Origin of the sequence: Sorangium sp. So ce145 (assembly GCF_051525985.1) — a bacterium.
Lineage (GTDB): Bacteria > Myxococcota_A > Polyangia > Polyangiales > Polyangiaceae > Sorangium > Sorangium cellulosum_B.
In genome coordinates this window covers 9,198,404-9,221,060 of the sequence record NZ_CP150315.1, presented here as the reverse complement: position 1 = coordinate 9,221,060, position 22,657 = coordinate 9,198,404, and the positions used below count along the sequence as shown (strand labels likewise).

Genomic DNA, 22,657 nt, shown 5'->3' with positions numbered 1-22,657 from the left:
AGGAGCCGCGCGTGAAGTGCCCGGCGCTCGAGCGTCGAGCGCGACGAGGCAGGGGATGAGCCCTCCGAGCCTGGATGAGATCGAACGAGGGAGAGCGCCATCCTGCCATCACTTGCAGGCGTCGCAGGCGCGCAGCGCCCCCTTCTCCGCCGTACTGCTTCCAGAGAGGCCGGGCTTCGGGACGGGGCTTGGAAGGACCTTCCGTGCCCTGGAGGACGTCGCTCCGCGGACAGGTGACCACCACCACATCGAACGCCGCCCTATCGACGCCTAAACGCTTCAGGCCTCCTGCGACACCCTCCTTGTTCCGCATACGTGACATGAGATAAAGCCGAAGCGCGTTGATAGGATTCATGACTGCTCCGCTCCGAGATTCCATGACATCAGTCGATGTATTTGATGGATGAGCCCAAGGACGAGGACGAGCCCGAAGACAGCAAAGCCATCGCCGAGGGCGATAACGAGCCGGACACCGACCGCTCCCGGTAGTCAAGGCCATGCACGGGACCAAGCGCCGATGCTAGGGGAACTCGAATATCGTCCGAAACTCGGCCTTCCTGTACAAGTCCAAGCGGTTTCCCGGCGGAGTTTCGACCGACGGAATTGAGTAGCTCGGGAGGCGTGGCGCCAAGCCCGGCAGGCCCAGGGTCGAGTTCGACCTCGGGCGGGCCGTGGCGCTTCGTGGTCAAGGTCGGTCCATCCGAGAGGTCGCCGCCGCCCTCGGCGTCCACACGAGCACCCTCCATCGAGCCCGATGGCGAGGCTCAATACCAAAACAACACCGGGCCGGTCGAAGGCGCACGGGCCCGGCGATCGGCACCGACCAGCCCCACCCGCTTCGGCGTCTTCACGTGGCGCATGGACATGGTGCGGATTCTTCCCTCGGCGTGGACCACTGGTGCGACCGCAGGTGCGGGATCTCTCACCTTCTGGTGCCTCGGGGAAAGGAGGGGGAAAGCAGTAACCTGGGTTCGATTCCAGCTTTGAACTCCCTACTGTTCGCTATGCACCATTGTCGATGTCATCGATTCAGCGATGAAGACTGGAGTTTCAGTCCCCCGCCACTGGCGCTTCTGAAGCCGCCCTTCCACATAGATCACGCGTTGATCACATGCCTGATGATTCTGGACGAATCGAATGTGCGTCCACTCCAATGCGAGCATGCCCTCCGACGTGATGAGGGAGCTTGCCTCAAACCTCAGCACCGCGAACGCATGCACTTTGACGAGGATACCTAAATACCGATCCGGGTCGTCTAGGACATCTCGGAGAGCAACAAGACGAGCCTCCGGCTGCGACTTGCCCCCCGAGCACACAGCCGGCTTCTCGGGTTGGACCTGCGCACTCACCGTCGGGGTTTCCGGGGGGCCACGTTCCGCAGTCCCCTGTCCTGAACGATGCACGGCTCCCGCAGCGCAGCCAGCCGTCGCAAGAATTTCCCAGAAGACGAAGAGAAACTTGACGCACCTGGCGAAATTCATTCTTGCCCCTTGGACGATACGGATGCTTCTCAGCAACGAGCCTATTTCGCGTATGCGGCCGCCGGGGGCAGCTGCCCTGGCGGCAGCAACCGCGCGTTGGGAGAGAAATAGAATTCGAGATCCTTGGCTGGGATGTAAATCCCGAAACGGCCCTCCGGCGTTCCCAGAAAAGAAGTATAGGTCTCTCTGTCGAGGATATACTTAGATTGCCTATCAAGATCTGTCCTGCTTCCCGCGATGTCTCCCCGCTTGGCCTGCTGTTCGAGTATGCTCTCCGCAACATCTATTGAAGTTTTCATGGTGTGAGCCAATGCTACCTCCGCAGGGACGATGACAACTTTTCCCGGTGAAACATCATTAATTTTGTCCAGTCGCTCTAGCGGCGAACCCGAGAAGCGCTCGGCGTCCATATCCCGGACCTTCCCGCCATGGGTGTGATAGTCGCCAACAATGCGTCGCTCCGGATCGCCGGGCACGTTGCTGAGTGTCTCCCAAACATCAACGCTAGGCGACCCTTCGTTGCCATTCGTACCTATTACTGCTTCTGTGTAGTAGAAGCGTTCGCCACTCTTGTAGATGAGTCCACCATACTCGACGCCGAAGTTGACGTCGGAGGTGCCGGGAGGAGCTGCTTCTTTGCTCAAAATCGATTCCGGGTTATATTTTTGCAGCGCTGCACGCGCCGCCTCCCATGGAGTGGAGTATCCTTCTGCTTGATTGATGTCCGGCTTGCCGAAAATGAGCTCGCGCTCCTCAGGTGTCAAATCCTTAGGTTCTGAGATTTTGACGTCCTCGAACTTCTCTATAGCCTCTTTGAGTGATGCCGGGGGCGGCGAGCGGCGGGGTTGCTTTGGTCGAGTATCATGGCTGTGCTGTTGCTGATTATCATCACCCGATTTTCCTTGGGCGCCTGACGGATCCGTCAGCGTGATGGGGCGCCCGGAGACATACATGTACAGATTCGGCCCATCCACCATCCCCGCTGGGTCTGCCGCCGTCCACCTCCCCAGCCACGGCGCGTAGTACCTTGCCCCGTGGTAGTACAGCCCCGTCTCCTCGTCCTTCTCCTTGCCCGTGTACCTGTACCTCCTCTGCGAAACCTCGATCCCCGAGGCCGCCGACCAATACGCCGTCGTCCCGAAAGGGTGATACTCCTCGTAGCCGATCACGAGCCCTGCCCCGTCCACCTCCAGCGACGCCGACCCGAGGTGGTTGTCGAGCTGGTAGCGCACTCGTGGCGTCACCGTGAACGGCCCCGAGGTGTCGACCGTCTTGGTCTCGACCATGGCCGCCCGCCGCGCGCCATCCATCACGTGCAGCGTCTGTCGCTCGAGCACGAGCCCCGTCGCGTTGCGCTTGCGGTAGACCTCGTAGCCGCCGAGGTAGATGCGCTCCTCGACGAGCCCGCTGTGCTCCCAGACCTTGCGCACGCGCTGGCCGGCGGCGTCGTAGGCGTAATACACGACTCCGCCGCCGTCGAGATCGGTGCTTCGCAGCTGGTCGTTCTCATCCCACGTGAGCGCTGCGATGTGCGGCATGGCCGTCATGTTGCCATGGGCATCATGGGGATACATCGGGCTGGACGGCTCGTCTTCGGGATCCCCGAAGGTGCTCTTGAGCCGGTTGCTCGTCATCTCGTAGGAATACCGCCGGATCCAGGTCCCCGCGCCGGCCAGATGCTCCATCCGCTGGATGTTGCCGACGGCGTCATAAAAGTATTGCTCGGTGTAGTTCCTGAGGGCCTGCGTGTCGTTCGCGTGGGGCAGCGCCTGGATCGGCAGGTCGTTCTGGTCGCGCTGCACGTCGGCGAGCCCGCCCGCGTGCTCTCGTCCCGTCGCCTCGATCAGGCGATAGACCGCGTCGTAGACGTACTGCGCGTTCGGTGACACCACGGCGTTGTTGAAGAACACCGTCTGCTGCGCGCTATCGTTGATCTCGACGATGTTCCCGACGGGGTCGTACGTGTACGTGAGGTTCTGGAGAACGGCGCCGTCCGAGCTGCGCGTCGTCCGGAGGCGCGCGAGCTTGAAGGTCAGCGGATCGTACGTGTACACCGTGGACGTGCCGTTGCCGTAGACGATCCGTTCTCGCTGGCCCTTCGCGTCGTAGTCGATGTTGTCAACGAACGTCGTCCATGCCGCCGCGTCCCGGATGAGCACGTCGATGCGTTCGACCAGGCCCGCCTCGTTGTAGGTGGGCTTGATCTCGCTGGCATCCGGGTCCGGCGCGATCAGGCGCGTGGGCCGGTTCAGCGCGTCGTACTCCGTCTGCGTCTCGAAGCTCTCGGCCTCGAGCAGCGGGGCGGCCGCGGCGGCGATGGCCGACACGTCCGTGAGCGCCGAGAGCACCGACCAGTCGGCGCCAGCGTGCACCTCGCTGCGCAGATGGCGCGACGCCTGCAGCAGGTTGCCCTTGAAGTCGTACGCCTGGCTGGTCACCACACCCGCGCCATCATACACCTGGTACGCCTGCGCGCGAAGGTTGCGCTGCTGCGCCTCAGGATGCGCTTCGCCATAGACCACGCGCTTGACGAGGCGCTCGGCTTCGCCGTCGACAAACAGCCACGTGCGTGTCGGGCGTTGTAGGGCGTCGTAGGTGTAACGGCGATTCTGCCTTCTGCCGTTATAACTGCGCACCGGCTTGTTACCGATATCGACGACCTCCAGGCGAACTCCACCGTCCGGGCTCGCCGTGGAGAACCGCCGCCCAAGGACGTCAAACTGCTCGGTAACCGCCTCGACGCCGCGCGCGTCGAGCATACGGAGCACATGGCCTTGCACATCGAGCTTGCTGCGTGTCTGGTAGGAGGGGGCATCCACCCCGTGGATCCTGTTGGGGATCACGGTCCAGAAGGCACGACCGAGCGCATCGAGGTGCGTGGCCGACGGTGTGTCCGCATGCTCGAGCGCGAGCGTCGCGGCCCGCTGCTCTGCAGGGCTCGCCGAGCCCGACTGCCGTTCGGCCAGCCAGGGCGTGCCGATGACGGCGTCGTTCTGATCGAACGTCCGTGTGAGCCAGGTATCGAATTCGACGCGGGATTCGGTGCCGTCGGGAAACTCCGTGCGGATGACGCGATCGAGCGGGTCGTAGTGCAGGATGGGAGTGACGCCCCATTCCACCAGGTCCGCCTCGTCCTCGTATTCGGCGGTGGAGCTGAAGAACGGCTCGAACTGCTTGACCGGATTGCCCTTGTTATTGAAGACCGTGCGGCCTGTCCCGACCCAGCGGGCCGCCACGGGTCCGTTGACGAGCGCTCCATTTCCGTCGCGCACGAGGACACCTTGAACGTCGCGGAGCGGCGCGTCGCCGGGTTCGGCCTGGACCTTCTGCATCACCACGCGACCGAAGCCGTCGCAGTAGGCGAGGCTCTCTCGAAACGGGGTACTCGGACTGTCGGCATAATGTACCTCCCGCGCGTACGTGTGCACGAAGGCCGGCTTCTGTTCGACCTGCCAGCGAAGAATGTCGTATTCGATGCGCGACGTCGGGTTGTCGAGCGTATCACCCTCGTTCGCGTTGTCTTTGCCCATCACGGCGCTGCGGACGACCCTGCCGAGCGCGTCGAAGGCGACGGCGGAGCGGTTGAGGTTTGGGTCGGTGATGTGCCACGGGGCAAGGACGCGGTAGTCGTTCTCGGCCTGAACCTGATTGTTCAGCGGATCCGTCGTGGTCTCGATGAGCAGCGCAAAATCGTCATAGGTGACGAAGGAGTGCTCGCCGAACGGGTCGACCGCTTCGACGGGGAGGTAGAAGCGCGCGGAATCGAAGACGAGGTGGCCGCTGGCCGTCCAGTACCCCCCGTCGCGCTGGACATAACGCCCCTCGGACAACAACACCGCAGGGTCGAACGCCGTCGCGCTGAACTGCCCGGAATCCTGGACGATCTCGCTCACGAGCCCCGGCGTCAGCGCGAGCTCGTAGCGCTTGTAGGGCAGCGCCAGGGATTCGACTTCACCGAGCGGCAAGGGCCCGCTAAGGTCGTCCTCGTAGAAGACCTGCTGCGTTCGCTGGATCAGGCGGCGCTGGGGTGCAAGGCCGGTCGACTCTCCCTCGTAGGGCAAATCGTCCTCTGGATCAAGCATATCGAGGACACCCGTCCCCTGTTCATCGTGCAGCGCGGAGCGAGCCAGCAGGCCCTGTCCAGCGGCCGGCAGCGTGAGCCCGGTGAGCTCGAAGAGCCGCTCTTCGCATTGGAGGCCAACCCTGTACCACGTGATTTCCGTTGGCTTGTTGATGTAATCGCTCTCCGTCATTGTCGTCCATGCGCGTCGCTGCTCCGGCTCTCCCGTGGCGCGTGCATACGCGATCGATACCCTGCGCTCGACGTTGCCGAACTCGTCGACGTCGAGCACGAGGTCGTGGACGACGCGCGGATCGTCGGCCTTGCGCTCGCTGTGAATGAGGACACGCTCTCGCTCATGCACCATGAAGACGCCGTGCCGCGTGCCTTCGCTCGTCTTGATGCGCCTGACCTCGAAGCTCTGCTCGGTCGTGAGATACGGGATGTTCTCTTTGTTTGTGCCGTCCAGCGCGTAGATCTCCTGGCGCAGCAACCTCCCGCGCAGCGCTCGCGCTGCCTCGCGCTCGTCCTGAATGGACATGCCCTGAGGGAGCACGGTGTCCCTCAGGAGCATGGCGGCCGGCCCCTTCTGGAAGTACTCCTCCGCCAGCTCCCTTTCCAGCCGCTCTTTCTCGAGCCAAGCGCCCGTGTGATACCAGCTCACCGTCCGTACCGGCGCCTGAAAGAGCTCGGTCCCGGAGGCTCCCACCGTGAACTCCTCCGCGTCGCGTTGCTCGACGCGGGCGAACCCACGAAACTCGCGCTCCACGCCGTCGAAGAACCCATGCCGATAGCGGTACGTCGTCACGAGCCGGCTCTTCGAGATCGCGTCGACGCGCTCGACATGATCGACCACGTGCACCGGGAAGGCGAGGCGCGTGAGCCATGGGATGCCGGCGGCCTTGTCCTCCAGGTAAAACTTCGTCGAAGGCGCGTAGCTGATCGTCGTCTCCGCGCCGAGGTTGTTGATGACCGAGCGGAGCAGGTGCGGCTTCGCGCCCGCCATCAGGTCCACGTAGAAGATGGAACGCGCCGTGGGGAGCGGCGACGACCAGACCAGGCACGCGGTGCCCTGGCCGAGCAGATCGACGATGCCAAGCCGTACGACGTTGTCCACCGGCGGCAGCGAGTGAATGTGCACGGGCGCAGCGAGGCGGTTGCCGGATTCGTTCAGGTAAAGGGCGACGCGATCGCTCCCCAGATAGAAGATGTCGCTGGTGCCCGAGCCGTCGACGTCGCCGAAGCGGACGCGCCGCGCGTCGAACTCGTCCATGGCCGCGAAGACGGGGCTGTTCTCCAGCGTGACCTTCTTGCCGAAGCGCCCATAACCGAGGTTGGGCCAGAAGCACACCTCGCCGTTGCGCACGCGGACGATGTCGACGAGCCCGTCGCCGCTCATGTCGGCGAGCTGGATGCTCTGCTCCGGATCCGCGAACACGACCGCCGGCCCGCGCTCGTCGTCGTCCGGATGGAAGACGCGCTGGGCTTCGCCGAAGCCCTGCTTCGCCTTCGAGCGGTACCAGACGAACGCGTGGTCCTCGGTGATCAGCAGATCCGGGAGGCCGTCGCCATCGAGGTCGATGAAGCGCAGGTTCGGATCCATCCAGTCGATGTTCGGCAGGGACTCGAACGTCCGGAGCGCCTCGAAGCCGCCCTCTTTCGTGCTCGAGAAGTAGCCGGAGAGCGGCGCGCCGTAGGCGACCAGATCGAGCTGGCCATCCCCGCCGAGGTCCTCCAGCTGCTGGATGCCCCCCACGAGCGTGCTCGGCGCGGGCAAGGCGGAGAGGGTACGGGGCGCCTCCAGCTTTCCTTGCCCGCGGTTCGCCTTGTAGTACCAGGTTGACCCTTCGTCGATGAGCACCCCCGGGATGCCCTCGCCGTTGAGATCGATCCACTGCTTGGCCGCTCCATCCACGCCGTCCTCGATCCCCACGAGGCTGTCGCGCGGGAGCGCGCTCAGCGTGTCGTTGATGACGGGCCGCACGTAGTCGAGGCGCAGCGTGGGGAGCACCTGCCGCTGCCACGTGCTCGTGACCGTGTCGAACAGATAACCCGCCTGCGTGACACCCACGAGATAGGTGAACGCTCCGCTGGCGTCATACTCGAAGTCCGTCGACCTGACGAGCACCGGCGTGCCATCGGCGGGGAAGCGGTGAAACATGAGCACGCGACGGCAAAGCCGGTACGTGCGCACCTCGAACGTGGCCCTGTAGCTCGAGAACGGGTCCTGGCGGACCGTCCAGGGCGAGGTCCCCGGTCCGGAGTCCGCCGGTGTGGGTACGGCGGTGGTGGTCGCCTCGGCGGGCGCGTGCTCGCCGTAATCGAACACCATCTCCATCATGAAGCCGCTCGCGACGAACGGGACCGCATTGCAGTAACGGACACGCTTCAGGTAACGCTGGGCAGTGGCAAGGAAGACAAGATCCCCTCCCTGGCGCTCGAAGCGGCTCTTCTCGCTCAAGTCCGAAGGGTCGACGCCGGTGCGATCCTCGGCCTTGTACTCGTAACGAATGATGTTGCCCTTGTCGTCGCGGCTCTCGTCGAGCAGCCAACTGAAGATGCGCGCACCGCGGCCCACCTCCGGGCCTCCGGGGTCCGCGATGCGCGTCTCGGGCGTCTGGCCATAGAAGTGGGTTGTATTGTCCTTGGTGGTCACACGCCAGTGCACGTCGCCGTCGTCCTTTCGGATCCAGCGCTCGATGCGCGCAAAGAGGCCTTCCACCCGCGGCCTGTAGGTGAGCGCGACATGGGTACCGCGATCGAGCTCAGGCTCGCCGGTCTGGCTGAGCGTGGGGACCAGATCCTCGGCGCCCGAGAGGATGAAGTCGTCAGAATCGATGTCGTCCAGGTAGCGAGGCAGGCCCTTGTCCGTCTTCCGGGAGATGCTCGGGACCGAGAGAGCGAATCCGAGGCCGAAGGCGCCGTTGCCGCCCCCGCTGTCGTACGCGAGCTGGAGCTGGGGGCCGAACCCGCCGCGGCCGGGCGACGCGGGGAGCGGAACGGCGAGCGACGAGGTGCCCGTCGCCGGGTTGACCGAGAATTTCTCGCCGATGCCGCGGATGGCACCTCCGCCCTTCGGCAGGGTGAGCGCGGGCAACAGAGGCTGCCCGCCAGGTTCGCGGCCCTTCCCGTCGCCGGACCCGCCGTCCTCGCGCGCAGCGCGCGCTTCAGCGCCCTGATCGGGCGCCGCCTGCGCGCGGTTCGTCGACGTCGTGTCCGGTTGGCCTTTACGGCCGTCGCTGGATCGCTCTCTCTTTTTCATGACGCCTCACCGACGGTTCAAGGGGCCACCACGCTCTGGATCAGTTGAATGCTGGGCTTCGGTGCCTTGCTCTCCTCGACCTGAAACAACGCCTTCATCTTCGCGAGCTTCTGCCGGATCCACTTGCTCGATGTGGCCGCCGTGAAGAGGCCGCGGAGCTGCTGCGGAGTGAGGTCGGCGACCTCGGACACGACACCGATGCCGCTCCGCCGGATCCTCAGGGCGTTGTCCATCTGGTCCTTGCCGTGGGGAACGATGACGATGGGGACCTCCTCCCAGATGGACTCCTTGATCGTGGCGAGGCCGCCGTGCATGAACACCACCTCGGCTCGCTTCAGGATGTCGAGCTGGGAGACCCAGGAGAAGAGGCTGACGTTCTTCGGAAGGCGATTGTTGTGCCTGTCCACGTCGATCCCGTATTCGACGCTGAGCTGGGCGAGGAGCTTGTCGCCGACGGCGAGGACGAGGTGGTATTTGTCCATCTCATGGGTGCTCATCATGGCGATAAGGTTGCTGAAGAACTGCCGTGCCTTGAACTCGTAGTCCTGGACCTGCGAGCCGGAGGTGCCGAAGATGAGCTTCTTGTCCGTCGGGATGTCGGTCGGGTCGTTGGGCAGGGGGCCTCCGCCCAGCCATTGCCTCTCGATCATGGGCTCGACGTATTTGACATGGTCGCCATGGGTCCAGTCGTCGTCAGTGAAGTCGAACGCACGGGGGCAGGGGATCAACTCGAGCCGGTCTCGGAGCGGCTCGATGAATTGATCGATGTCGAGGCCCGGCGCCGGCGAGACGGCGTCGATGATCTTCTGCGAGACGGCGCGCGGCATGTAGACGAGCTTCGTCTTGGCGTGGAGCCGAGGCGTGTCGTCGGGGTGCCGGAGGTAGGTGGTGACGATGATGAAGGGGATCCCGTATTTGCGGTGGATGATCAGGGTTTCAAGCGCGGTGAAATAGCCGCTGATCAGCAGGTCAGGCGCGGACGGCCCGAGAAAAATATTATCGAGCTCGCCTCGGCATATCGGCAGCAGATGGTGCGGCTTCCAGCGCTGGTCGATCGGCTCGAGCTTATTCTCGAACGAGTATCCGCTCGGGTACACCGATGCTAGAATCGGACTCTGATAGATTCCATACTGGGATATGATGTCGCTGCAGTCCGGGATGCCCATGAACTTCACGGTATAGCCGGCGCTATGCAGGGAGTTGGCCAGGTTGACGCAGGGGAGCCAGTGCCCCTGCTCTCTGTAGATGTCGGGCCAGATCATTACTCTTGCCATGTTGCTCTCCTCATGACGTCGTAGAGACCGTTGACGGTTCAGCTTTCAACCGGCGGCCGCCGCCGTGTACTTCACGATAACGACGATGTCCTCGACGGTTTCCGCGCTCATGCCCTGTTGCTGCAGCGCCCAGGTCTCGGCGGCCCAGCTCTGGAGCAGCGTCGTGGAGTCATCGCCGCCCTTCGGCAGGGACTGCACAGCGATGCCATCTTGCGGGGTCACCGGCTTCTGCTGGCCGCCGTTCAGCGAGAGGGTGGCGCCGCTCAGCGTGGCGCCGGGCTTGGTGATGACGTGAACGTCGACGTAGCCCTCGTCATTGACGACGTTGGCGAGCTCGAGCGTCATGCGGGCGCGCCGGATCACGAACGGGAAGTGCTCGGGCAGGAGCGTCACATCGACCGGCTCGCCCGGGTTGACGAGCAGGCGGTGGAACACGTCGGGGAACTCCTTGCGCAGGCTAAGGGCCCGCACGAGCCCGGTCTCCGGCTCGGAGACGACCTTCAAGATCCTGTTGAGCCCGGCGACGATGGCGGCTTCAGCGCCGTCCTTGAGCGTCCCGCCGCCGTCGCGCGCCGTGTAGCTGAGCTGCATGACGACGTCGGAGATGGTGTTGTGGTCGAACTGCGGGTACGCGGTCGGCAGCTCGAGCCTCCAGCGGCTGACGACGCCTGCGCCCTCGAACGGCAGGTAGCGCTCGTCGCGGAAGCTGAGCTCGAACAACCCCGCGTCGCTCTGCGCGCTGCTCGTCGCTATCGATTGAATGCCGACGAGGTCATGGACGAACCGAGGGTCGTCGTAGCCGGTATAGGCGTACGCCGCCGGATTGGCCGTGCTCTGCTTGCGGATGGCGCTGCCGAGCAAGGTGAGCTTGGCGCTGACGCTGGTATGCGGCCCGGTGACGCAGGGGATCGTGAGCCGCACCGCCCGGATGCGCCGGAAGTACTGGCCAGGGTGGTCGAGATCGAACAGCACCTCCGGCAGTTCGAACTCGCAGGCGCCCCTCTCGCGCAGGTCTTGAAGCGCTGCCGGGTTGATCGCGGCGAGCGAGATCGGCTTCTGGATCTCGAATTCGCGCTTGTTGCGCTCGAGGTACGCCACCTCCATGCGCTTGAGATCGAGGACGAGCTTCTCGCCGGCGAGCAGCCCTTGCCGCAAGCTGTCGAAGTATCCGAACTGGATGAAGCTCGCCCCCTCGACGCCGAGCTCGAACTGGAAGGTGCGCTCGGCGAGCTTCGCCACGTCATGGGCCAGCTTGTACACCTGCTGGTGAGTGCGGCTGAGCTCGCGCACCATCCACTGGTAGAGGTCGCGGTTCGTGAACTTCTCCTGCAGGAGCTCGCGCACCTCCTCCGCGTGCTCCATCTGCGCCTCATGGTTCTCGAGCTCGCGCTGCGCGATGTCGCGCCGGATCTGCGCGGCGACGATCTGCTGGTTGATCTGGTCGATCTCCTTCCGCGCCAGCCGCTCTTGCAGCTTCCACTCCTCCCAGCGCCGCTCGTGGCCGGCGTTGATGCCGGCGAGGTTCGCGCGGCCTCGCGTCCAGCTGGCCGCGGCGCCGAGCGCGCTGGCAATGGAGTTCATCGTGGTGACGAAGGCGGTTCCAATCTTCGTGTTCACGTTGATGAGCGGAAATGGCCCCACCACGCCTGCGTCGGCGTCGGGGACCGTCGCGAACAGCCCGCCGAGCGTGTGGAATGTACCCTGACCCACCTCGAGCAGGTTGCTCCACTCGGTCGTCGAGATCTGCGTCTTCTCGGTCTTGCTGATGCGAGAGCGCGTGCGGTATTCCGTGTGGCGCTCCTCCGCGAGCGCCCGCGACAGCTCGAGCGCCCTGATGTTCTCTTCGGCCTCGGCGATCTGCGTCTGCCGCGTCCGGCGCACGAGCTCGAGCATCTTGATCTCATGCCCCTGGCGCAAAAGCTGCAGCTCCTCGGCGTCCTTCTTCTCGAGCGCCGCGAGCAGCGCCGCCCCGAAGCCCTTGAGCTCGCTCGCAAGATCGACCGCACGCTGGATCCACGTGCCGAAGCGGTAGCAGGGCATCGGTGCGTTGAGCTGCACGAGCGCGCTCCCGAGGTCGAGGCCCGCCGCGGCGGCGCGCACGAGCAGGGCCGGGTCGATCGGCGGCTCGAACAGCTTGAGCTGCCGCTTGACACCGTCGATGTTCATGCTGTTTCTGATCTTGAACAGACGGTCCTGCACCGTGTCCCAGTAGCGATCGAGCCGCTCGTTCCTCGGCACGCAGAAGTAGAAGGTCTTGAGCGACAGGCTCTTGATCGAGGCGGCTGCCGAGCCCTCCGGGTCGAGCTTGGTCTGCTTGAGGTGCTCGCTGTTGCTCACGAGCCGGTATTCGACGTCGACGATGGCGTTCGAGAAGCCGTCGACGCCCCGCGCCTTGAGATCACGATAGGTATACTTGGGCTCGCCCGTCAGCGGCTCGACCTCCTCGGGGCGATCGCCGAGCAGCTCGGCCGCCAGGATGTAGAGCTGCGTCGCTTGATTGATCGACTCGATGGTGTCCAGCCGGAAGAGCTGATCCGCCCAGGCGATGAGGTTGTCGAGATACTTCATCACCACGAACTTCTGGTACGCCACCAGGCGCTGCCGCGCGATGAGGTGCGGGTTGAAGGGGTTACTCCGCCAGTCGTCGATCAACGCGGTGAGCTCCTGGCGATCGTAGGCCGACAGCGCCTTGTTGAGGCCCAGCGTCGCCGAGAGGCTATCGGTCGCGTCCTTGTTGGCGAAGAACGGCAGGAAGTTCCAGTAGCGGCAGCCGACCGGCAGGCCCTCGACCCACCGCTTGGTATTTTCGTATCGAGTGAGCTCCTGCTTGGGGTCGAAGACATAGTGGTGCCACTTCATCGCATCTTCGAACTTCAAGTCCTGGCTCAGGCGTCCCGCGATCAGCATCGGCAGATGGAAGAAGAGCTCCCAGTTGTAGATGCCGAACGGCGTTCCATAGCCGAACTCGATCGTGGGCAGCGGATACGGCTGCGCGACGCTCCGGCTCGGGTGAAGCTCCGCCTCGATCATGCGCTGCGTCGTGCCCCAGGCCTGCCTGTCGCCGGCGATGTGGTAGCCGAGGTAGAGATGGCCGTAGTAGTTGTAGTAGTAGTTCGAGTAGTACCGGTTGTCAGCGACGGGCAGGGCCTGCGTCGGGCGGTTCATGATGCCTTCCGGACCGAACGCCTGCAGGCGCTTTCGCACCTCCATCACCAGCGGATGGTGGAAGGTCGAGAACGAGGCGACGTGCGTTTTTTCCCGGCTCAAGCCCGACCGCGTCACGACCCCCTTGCTCACGGCGAACAGGCTATTGGAGGGCGTCTCGTAGAAGAAGGGCTTGCGCTGAGCGCCGCCAAGATAGGGGAAGTTCGTGCCGAAGACGCGAAACACGCCCGGGGTCCTCCGGAAGAACGGCGTATTGCCCAGGAAGCGAAGCTCATCGCCGGCGACCTTGTTGTTGACGGGGTACGTCACCTCAACGGCGGCGTTCTGCTTGAGCAGGGTTCCTTCCGGCCAGTCCTCCCCCAGGGCGAGCACGAGGTCGCTGGACCCCAGCGTATCCTCGCCCGTAACCCAGACGGCGAACGTGCCGAGCCGCGTCGGGCGGAGCAAGTCTTTGTCGCGCCTGAACCAGGCGGCGAACGAGCTGAGGTCCTTCAGGCTGAGCACGCCGTCCCCCCCCGGCACGTTCGTCTTGACGACATCCACGGAGACGTACTCGCTGCTCGCGACCGCGGCGCGCAGGTGATAGCCCGTCGTCCGGGGCTGCTCTTCCCCGAGCTCCCGATCGAAGATCGTCTCGGCATGGTTGTCCGTCACGCGGCTCTTGGACAGCTTGGGCTTGAGCCACTTGTTGTCGGAGGCCACGTACTCGCTCCACATGAGGCGTATCTCCGCCTGGAACTCCGCCCGCATCTTTCCCGCGTTGTTGCCGTCCACAAAGCTCTGGTTCGCCGGCAGGGGCTGTGGCTTCTGCTTGCTCTGCACCAGGGGCCAGAACAGATGCAGGCGGCCATTGAAGACGACCGGCGCGACGACGTCGGCGTTGATTTCGAGGTTGATCTTCTTCCACGGCGTCCAGATCCCGTCGTGGAACTGCTTGGCCTGGAACGTCCGGTAGTAGAAGCTCCGCGGCTGAGAGCGCGTGCGTCCAACGACGTGCAGGACGTGATTGACACCGGAAGAGAAGACGTCCTCGGCGTAGGTGCCCACCACCTCGAGGTTCGACACCTCGCTCATCTTCTCCAGGTAGTTGCGGAGGGCGGTGACGCCCCGCTCGTGCGTGATGTCGCCCTCGAGGAGCTCGTTCTCGAGCTCCGTGAAGAACTCGGTCTTGTCGTCGCGCAGCTCGGGCTCGATCCAGTTCTCCGGGTAGAGGAAGACCTTTCGGTTGGCCTCCCAGACCCGATAGTTCTGCATCCACGACCACTCGTCCTTGGCCCGCTCGAGCTGGATCAGCGATGCGTCGTCCTCGAGCCCGAGGAAGACGCGATGGACGAAGAGCTGCACGACGTTCAAGGCGAGCCGGATGCGCGAGATGAGCGTGTCGGGCTCCATTTCGACGTCGATCAGGAAGTGAGCGAAGAGGTCGTTCTCGTCGAAGAAGTGGTGCTCATTGCCGCCGATCTCGATGGTGCGGCTCGTGAGATATCCCGCGAGGGCGTCGCGCTGGCGCCGCCGGAGCGGGTCGCGCAGCGGCTTGAAGACCTCCTTCCAGGCGTCCCTGGTGAACTGCGATCGAAGGACGTTCCTGAGCCGAACGGCTGCGCCGATCGTCGGCGCCGGGCTGAGCAAGAGGTCGATGACCTGGCTCGCCTTGAGCTCGAGCCGTCGCACGATCCGCATCGTCGCCTCGAGCACATGCCAGAGCTTGAGCAGCTGCGAGCGATTCGGGCCATTCCAGGGCGGATGCGGGGGCGGAGCCGGATAGAGCAGGTCGAAGACGGCCGAAATGTCGTCTGCTTGCCATCCGGTGAGGGCCGCCACGTCATCGATGTTCGCGTCGGCCGAGCCGCCGCCTTCGCTCCAGAACTCGAACAGGGTCGTCGTCTTGAGCTCCACCGAACGCTGGAGGCCGAGCAGATCGATGAAGCCCGCGAGCGCCGACCACGGGACGTCCGCGTCGGCCGTACGCACGGGGAGCGCGTCGAGCGACAGCCCGATCAAGCTGGCTGCTTCGATGAGGTATTTCAGCTCCGGATTCCTCAGCTCGAGACCTCTCACGAGCCCGGCGGCCTTGAACAGCTTGAGATGAGCCTCCGGCCGGAATGGGATGATGGCGCTCGGCGGCACGGGCGCGATGTCCGCGTTGTCGACTCGCCAGTGCAGCGAGACGGGCTCCGGGCCGGCATAGTCGATCTTCATGTCGAGGACCATGCCTGCTTTGAACGTCTGCATGGCGTAGATGAGCTGTGTGCTCCCCTGGCCGAGCCCCCACCCGCTGAAGGGGACCCACTGGCCGTTCGCCCATAACGTCAGCTCGAGGCCGATTCCGTCCGGTATGCCGACGGAGACGACGAAGCGGTAGATACCGTCCCGCGGGATGACGACGAAAGCCCTGCTCTCACCCGGCACCTCGGTGTTCCATCCCCCTTTCAGGAAGCTCTTCCACTCGTCGAGGGCGGGGTGATCCGAGGTCGAGCTCTTCAGCTCCTTCGTGAGCAGGATCTGGGTCGTGTCCTGCGCGAGGTTCATGAGCTCGGCGGCCACGGTGATGGCCGAGGCCGTCCGCGCCTGCTCGACGAGGTGAGTGCGGATCAGGTCCCATACGATCTTGTAGCGCGCCGGGCGCGACAGACTTTCGTTGTAGGTGGTCAATGGCTCAAGGACTGTGTTGCTGAGCGCGTGCGGGACGAATCGCCAGAGGTAGTTCCACAGGACGTCACGGTTCTGGAATATCAGCTCTTCGTACGCCACGAGCGCGGCGTTGTACTTCGCCTGCCGATCGGGATCGGCAGGGTCGAAATCGTCCAGGCTGGGCGGCGGGGGCGGCCCCTCGATGATCTGGATTATCCGCACGACCTTGTCGGCCGGCATGACCTTGGTGAGGGCGGTGCTCAGCGTGGCCACGTCAGGGAACTGGTCCGGATAGGCCGCTTCGATCTCCGCCGCTGCCGCCGAGAGCCGCAGGACGGCGCGATCCGTGGCGTCCGCCGCAGGGATGAACGCGTCGCCTGGCTCGCTTTCATGGCGCAGATAGTAAGCGATCTCAGCGGCAGACATGCGCGTCGCCCGAGCTCGCTTCAGCTCTCGGATCGCGGCGTAGGTGTTCAGGATGGCCGCCTGGAGATCGGCCCCCCCCGTCGTGAATGGGCTCCCGACGAGCGCCGTGAGGTCGTAGAACTCGGCGACCGAGAGCCCCATGGCTCTCGAGAACGTCGCTACCCGGTACATCTTCGTGAGCTCGGCCAGCCCGAGGTTCGTGCCCGGCTGTGATTCGATGACGGCCTCCCAGAGCCGCTCGATATCGGCCGACTTCAGGCGAAGGGCGGCGCGGATGTGCGCCGGATAGTCCTCGTCGTCCGTCACCGTCGAGAGGTTGATCGTCGCGCCGAGCCGCACCCGCTCGAGCCCTTGGTACTCGGCCTGGCTCGGGGCGCCCACCAGGAACACCTCGTCGAACAGGCTCTTCTTGACTCGCCCGGTGCGACGCGTGTCGAGGGCCGCCCACCAGGCGACGACGTCGAGCGGCGGGACCCTCAGCTCGTCGACCAGGCGCTTCACCTGGGCGAGCCTGACGAGGTTGCTGGGAATGTTGCCGCCCTCGAGGCCCATCAGATAGGCGTCGAGCTCGCGCATGCTCCAGCCGAGCTTGCGCCAGAGCCGGACGAAGAAGCTGATGCGCCGCAGCGTGTTCGAATTGAGGTGCGCGATCTGGAACTCGTTGTAGTTGCACTCGACGAGTTCGTCCGCGCTCGAGACGACGTGGAGCCCGTGCGGATCGGCGGCCTGGACGTGGACGAAGCGGGTATCCAAGAGCTCGAGCAGCTCTTGGTAGCTCAGCCCCGTGCGGTGCAGGAACACGGGCACCAGGGTCACGAGCTTGACCCAGGCCGGCCTCGCGTCGGGCGGCGTGGTCGCGGCGGTGATCTGAACGGTGGGTTTGTCGGGCCGCCGGATGGTCACCGCCTCCTCGCCGGTCGTGAGCGTGAAGCCCCAGTAGTCCCAGACGGGGCGCTCCGCGCCGAGGATCGCCTGAGCCTCGGAGGGAATCAGGTTCAGGTAGGCGAGCGCGATGTCCGGATCCCCGAGCTTCACGTCGACGTCGCTCGTCGAGAACGCCTCGAGGATCTCATGCTTTCGAATGTTCTTGTGCTTGAGGAAGACGTCGACCTCTTCCCTGCCGAGCGCCAGCGGAAGATGAAATGGGAAGACGGCCTGCGCGAGCGTGTCGTAAGCCTTGCTGTTGAAGTGCTCCGGGAACACCTCGAGCGAGTCGTTCGTCCCGCTGGTCTGGAGAGCCGGATACACCGTGAGCGGCGCGGCGTTGCCCCGGATCCTGAAGCGGACGGCGTCTTCCTCGACGATCCACTCGTTGCTCGCGTTGGTATAGGCGGCGCTCCGAGTGACGACCGCGCGCTCGCTGAGCACGTACCCCTCCGCGTCGAGGGCGCTGCGGAGCGAGCCGAGCGCCTCCGCATCACCATCCTTTGCCGGGTCCAGCGCCGTGGGCGTGAGGTCGATGGTGAAATCGAGCGGCTCGACGACTGCTTCGAGCACCTCGTTGACGAGGTCGATATAAGGCAGGACCGTGTTCGTGTTGGCGCACGTGAGCTCGATGTCCTCGAGATCGGGCCGGCGCTCGAACAGCGTTCTCTTGGGCGCACCGTCGACCCACTCCAGGAGGTCGATCAGGTACGCGCCGGGGCTCATCACCGTCTGGCAATGCTTGCAGGCACATTTGCTGAGGTCGCCGAACAGGGTGATCCAGTTCGGGAGCCTCTGCGGGCTCCCCGTGCTCGCCGGTGTGGTCTGCACGAGACCGGCGGTGTGGCCGTGTTCTGGATCGAGGACGGAGAAATTGACTGGCCCGGGCACGGCGGTCATCCCGCCTACCTCGTTCAGGTTCTGGTGGAACTTGACCAGCGTGAACAGGATCTCGTTCGCGTAATGAGACGCCGTGCGGTGGATGTCGCGCGCCGCCGTGAGTCCGCCCACATGCTCTTCGTGGTCGGCCAGGAATCGGTCTTCCGGGATGCGCGCGATTCGAACCGCAGAGTCGAGCTTCTGGTCGATGAGGTGAGCGGCAGCCTCGAAATCAGAGGTCAAGCGAAATACGCGCTGGATCTGCTTGATCGAATCGACGATCTCTTCATCCAGGGTGAGCTCGTTGCCGGCGAGGTAGTCGTCGACGTTGCCTTTCTCGAGGCTGAACTTGGGGTGGTCCGTCAAGAACTGGCTCACTGCCGCGAAAGCGGGGGCCTCCTGCATGCGCGCGGTGAAGCGACGCTGCGGGCTCACCTTGCCGAACAGCTCGTAGAGGCGCCTGCCATAAATGACTGCCTTGGAGTGCCCAGGTCCCGGGAGGTCGCCCGGATATCCTCCGTTGGGCTCCGCGTGCATGGCATAGTATATCCAGTAGTTCGACACCTGACCTTCCAGCGGCACCGTGGCGAGATCCTCGATCGTCTTCCAGCCCTGGGTCGACTTGTGGGGGTAGACGGAGGCGACGATCGGGTAATGGCGGCCGACCTTCTCGTACATCTCGAACACGAAGGTGATGTCCTCCGCTTCCTGCTCGGTGAGCGCTTCATCATCGACCAGCGCCGAGAGGAGCTCGGCGAGCTCCCCGAGGTTGTCGAAGTGCGCGCCGATGAGCGCCTCCTTCTTGGCCCGGTACGGGTTCTGCTCTGCGGGCATGCGTAGAATTCCGATGGTCTGCGCCATGCACTCGTGAGGAATGGGGGTATCGAGGACGAAGCTCGACGGGTTTTCGCTGTTGCCTGGGGTCGCGTGCGAGGCGGACAGCAGCAGGCAGTTTTCGGCGCCCGAGGACGACTTCGTGGTTTGGTGGTCCTCATAGTTGTTGGGCCACGATGACACATTCGGCCCGCCGGTGATCGCCGCGCACGCGATCCACAGGGTGTCCGCGATACCTCCCGGCGGGTCGCACACCGGCGGATTCGTCTGGTTGGCGATGTCATGGACCGCTGTTCCAGCTGCGACGCCCTCGGCTATCGTTCCCTTCCAGCTGTTCTTGGCCACCAGATACACCTGCGCCGCCGCCTGCAGTGAGCTCGATGTATGGAAATTGACGGTGTTGCCGCCAGGGCCTCCGCTGGCCACCGCGGCGTAGCCGCTGATGCGCATTGGCGCGCTCGGAAGGTGGTTGCTGTTCCACAGTTGCGTGAAGCCGGCCGGCGTCGCGTCCGGCTCGGTGGAGCAGGCGAACAGCACGATGAGCAGGTCGCCGGCCGTCGTCGGGGGCATGACGACCAGGTGATCTGTGGTATTGGTGCCGAATGACTGTGGGGTGACGGACAGGATCTTGGGATATCGTTCTTCTTTGCCGAGCACGAGCTCGAGCAGCTGCTGCTGCCACGGCGGCTTGCTGCCCGGGGTCAGCGGGACGAAATTCATCGATTTCGCGAGCACCGTTCGCCAATCCCCGACCAGGGTCGGGTAGATCTTCTCCTCGAGGGTCGCGGAGACCATCCCGCGGTGGACGGCGGCGACGAGGGTCTGGAAGAACTGATCGGGGTTCACGTCGAGCAGCGCGTGCAGGTTGTCTCCGAGCCCAGCGCGCACGAGCGGGTAGATGACCTCCGGGGACATGGACGGGCTCAGCGCCGAGGGAGGAACCTGTGTGTTGATCTCCGCCGCGATGAGCGAGGCCCGAGCGAACGCACGGATCTGCTCTTCGTCGAAGCCGCTCGATCTCGCGACGAGGGACAGGAAATCTGGCCGTTCATCGAGGCTGCGGAGGGTCGACATCCGGGCGAACTCGTCGATCCCCAGGCTGGTCTTCAGGCCGTTGTTCAGGCGCTCGTACTCGGAGTCTGCGCTGGCGGCCACGCGATCGATCTCCACATCGAGCCGCTGCTCGCGGGTGGCATTGAAGATCACCTCGGAGGACGACAGCCTCTTCAGCGTCGGCTCCTCGGGATCCAGCACCTCGTTCGCGTACACGATCAGGTTGATCTGCCCCGCGGGCGTGCCATTGAGGGTCGGCGTGGCCTCTACCGGGGGCAGGTCGTAGGGGATCTCGTAATCCCCCCCTGCGCCGCTCGTCGCCGTGCCGAGCGCGATCTCCTTGATGCCGGTGCTCGTCCAGGCGACGTGATACGCCTGGATGAAGATGCCCGATACGGCGAGCCCGAGCTTGTTCCGCACGGTCCCGATCACACGAAGCTGGCGCGAAGACGCGCTCCAGGTCGCGCTTCCCACGATCTCGGCGCTCTGGCCGATGATGATGCGCACCTTCGACCCGCTCTGGATCGCATTGAAGGTGTCCGTCCAGCCCACCTCCTGCCCGCTCGCGTTGTAGACCCTGAAGCGCAGGTTCGGCTGCTCTCGACCCGGGTAGAACGCCTCGATTTTCTCCACGATCACCGGCTGCCAGCCGCCGGTCTCCGCGTCGTATCCGCTCTGCCCTACCTCCGTCTCGACAGAGTTGTTGACGTCGAATGCCCTCACGCGCGCGATCTCGTTCTGAGTCGGACGGCTCATGTTGGGCCAGAACAGGTCGATGTGGATGAGATACGGGTTCGGGACTGACATGTTCTTTCCTCTCAGGTACGCTCGCGCGCACCTCAATGGCGGCAATGGCGCGCCATACCCTGGCTTGCCTCATGGCCGTGCCGGGGCGGCGCTCCCTTTCGGGGAACGTGGCAGATCGTCAGCGTGGCGGCGTGTTCTCGTCGCAAACCGTGTGCGACAGGCGCGTTACGGCTTCTGTCGCATTCTGATGGAATGCGCTTTCGACGTCAGTTGCTTGCTCGATGATGTGCGATTGCGGCGGCCGTGGCTTCGCCGGCTGCGCGGGCTGTCTGCCCTCGAGTGCTGGCGAGCGAGCGGCGTTCCGCGATGGACGAATATGTCAGCGTGCAGACTGGTGGTCAACCTCGGACCATGGACTTAGGACCCGGTCGAGACCACGTGGCCGGGGCATTGGGACGGTGATCCCGAGTGGAGATGGACGGGTGATCCCGTGGAGCCGACGTCGGAGAAGAATTCGATAGTCAGGCGCGTTCAGTGGGAGCAGCGCGTCACGGCGTGCTGACACTCAGGCTGGCTTTTGCTCCCCCGAGCAGGCTTGTTGACGACCATCGCGGGAGTGCTCGAGTCGCGCCGCCGGGGGCAGCGCGGCGGCGGCGGCGCGGTCGAACCTCGCGCAGGCTCGGTCCTACGGCCCTGTGGAGCAGCGTGAGAGCTTTTGCGGTGAAGACGTCGCGGTCGGCGCCGGCGCGGCTCATCCGGAGCTGCGCGTCGTCGCCGGTGTCGTCGTGGACCATCGCGCCGGAGCGGCGGTTCGCCGCGGTTCGGCGCCGCGAGCTCGAAACCACGGACCGCGCCGGTTCGCCGCCTCGAGCGCTAGGTCGCCCTCGAGCGATCCACGCGGAGCTCGATCCAGGGAGAGGTCTGCTCGGCCAGGGTGCGGTACGTGAGCGCCGCGGCGCCGACGAAGAAGAGCGCGAGCGCGGCCGGGCCGATGTCGATGCTCCCGGCCGAATCGACGGCGCCGAGCATGCTCGCGTGGAACGCGCGGAACAGGCCGAGGTGAAGCGCCGCGAGCGCCCCGCCGAGCGCGAGCGCCCAGGATCGGTGGAACCGCGCGCGCTGGGCGTGGTGGGCGATGACCGTCTCGGAAGCGACGCAGAGGCTGCCGTGCGCGGGCGCCCGGAGCACCCAGGCCCGCGCGGCGTCGCGGTAGCCCGTGCCGGCGGCGCTCGCGTCGATCTCGCGGCGCACCGAGCCCGCGATGTAGATCGTGTCGCCGGGGCGGACCTCGGACACGTAGGCGGGCGCGCCGCCACGCCTCGTCGGGACGAAGGTGGTATCCAGGGTCAGCCTGCTGCTCGCCGGCTCGACCCGCACGGTGGCGCCCGAGGCCAGCCGGAGCGAGAACGCGCGCGCCCGGGTTTGCCACGCGCTCGGCGCGGCGCCCGCCTGGCCGCCGCACGGGATCTCGACCGCGATCACCGCGTCTGCCGGCGCGGCGTCCTCCGCGCTCACCTCGCCGCGCAGGAGCGCAAACCCCTCGCGTATCGCGCCGGGTGACGCCGAAGGGCTCCGCGCATACGCGGCGATCTGCGAGCGCCGCCGGTGGTGGAGGCAGCGCCCGATCGCGATGGCGACCGCGACACCCAGCACCACCCCGGCGACCCCGTAGACGATGAAAAGGCTCGCGACAAAACCCATCGTGACAGCGTAGACGTGCGGCGTCGGGGCGTCGAGACGGGGTGTTGGTCTCCGGAGCCCCTGGAGCGCAAGGCGCGCATCTCGCACCCTAGCCGCACCGCGGCCCCGCGCCCCGCGTCGACACAGACAGCGCCGCACAGCGCCGCAGGCACCAATCCGAGCACCGCTGCGCGCCAGGAAGCGCACATCCACAGGGGAGGCGCAGCGGGCACAGCCGCGC

4 protein-coding genes are annotated in these 22,657 nt (G+C 65.1%); all 4 read right to left on the bottom strand.

The features are described 5' to 3' along the window. Positions 1-1,522: 1,522 nt before the first annotated feature. Complete coding sequence (locus tag WMF34_RS34135) at positions 1,523-8,803, bottom strand: SpvB/TcaC N-terminal domain-containing protein (RefSeq protein WP_437990439.1); 7,281 nt, start codon at positions 8,801-8,803, stop codon at positions 1,523-1,525. A 17-nt stretch (positions 8,804-8,820) separates the two neighbouring features. Further along, positions 8,821-10,077, bottom strand: a complete 1,257-nt coding sequence (locus tag WMF34_RS34130; protein ID WP_437990438.1) for a glycosyltransferase — start codon at positions 10,075-10,077, stop codon at positions 8,821-8,823. Between the two features lie 45 nt (positions 10,078-10,122). Next, positions 10,123-20,796: a neuraminidase-like domain-containing protein gene (locus tag WMF34_RS34125; protein ID WP_437990437.1), complete on the bottom strand. Its 10,674-nt coding sequence runs from the start codon at positions 20,794-20,796 to the stop codon at positions 10,123-10,125. Between the two features lie 813 nt (positions 20,797-21,609). After that, complete coding sequence (locus WMF34_RS34120; protein ID WP_437990436.1) at positions 21,610-22,437, bottom strand: hypothetical protein; 828 nt, start codon at positions 22,435-22,437, stop codon at positions 21,610-21,612. Positions 22,438-22,657: the final 220 nt, after the last annotated feature.

What these genes read in the sequence shown, in the direction of transcription:
- WMF34_RS34120 (WP_437990436.1), bottom strand. Translation starts at nt 22,437, where the DNA reads ATGGGTTTTGTCGCGAGCCTTTTCATCGTCTACGGGGTCGCCGGGGTG.
- WMF34_RS34135 (WP_437990439.1), bottom strand. Translation starts at nt 8,803, where the DNA reads ATGAAAAAGAGAGAGCGATCCAGCGACGGCCGTAAAGGCCAACCGGAC.
- WMF34_RS34125 (WP_437990437.1), bottom strand. Translation starts at nt 20,796, where the DNA reads ATGTCAGTCCCGAACCCGTATCTCATCCACATCGACCTGTTCTGGCCC.
- WMF34_RS34130 (WP_437990438.1), bottom strand. Translation starts at nt 10,077, where the DNA reads ATGGCAAGAGTAATGATCTGGCCCGACATCTACAGAGAGCAGGGGCAC.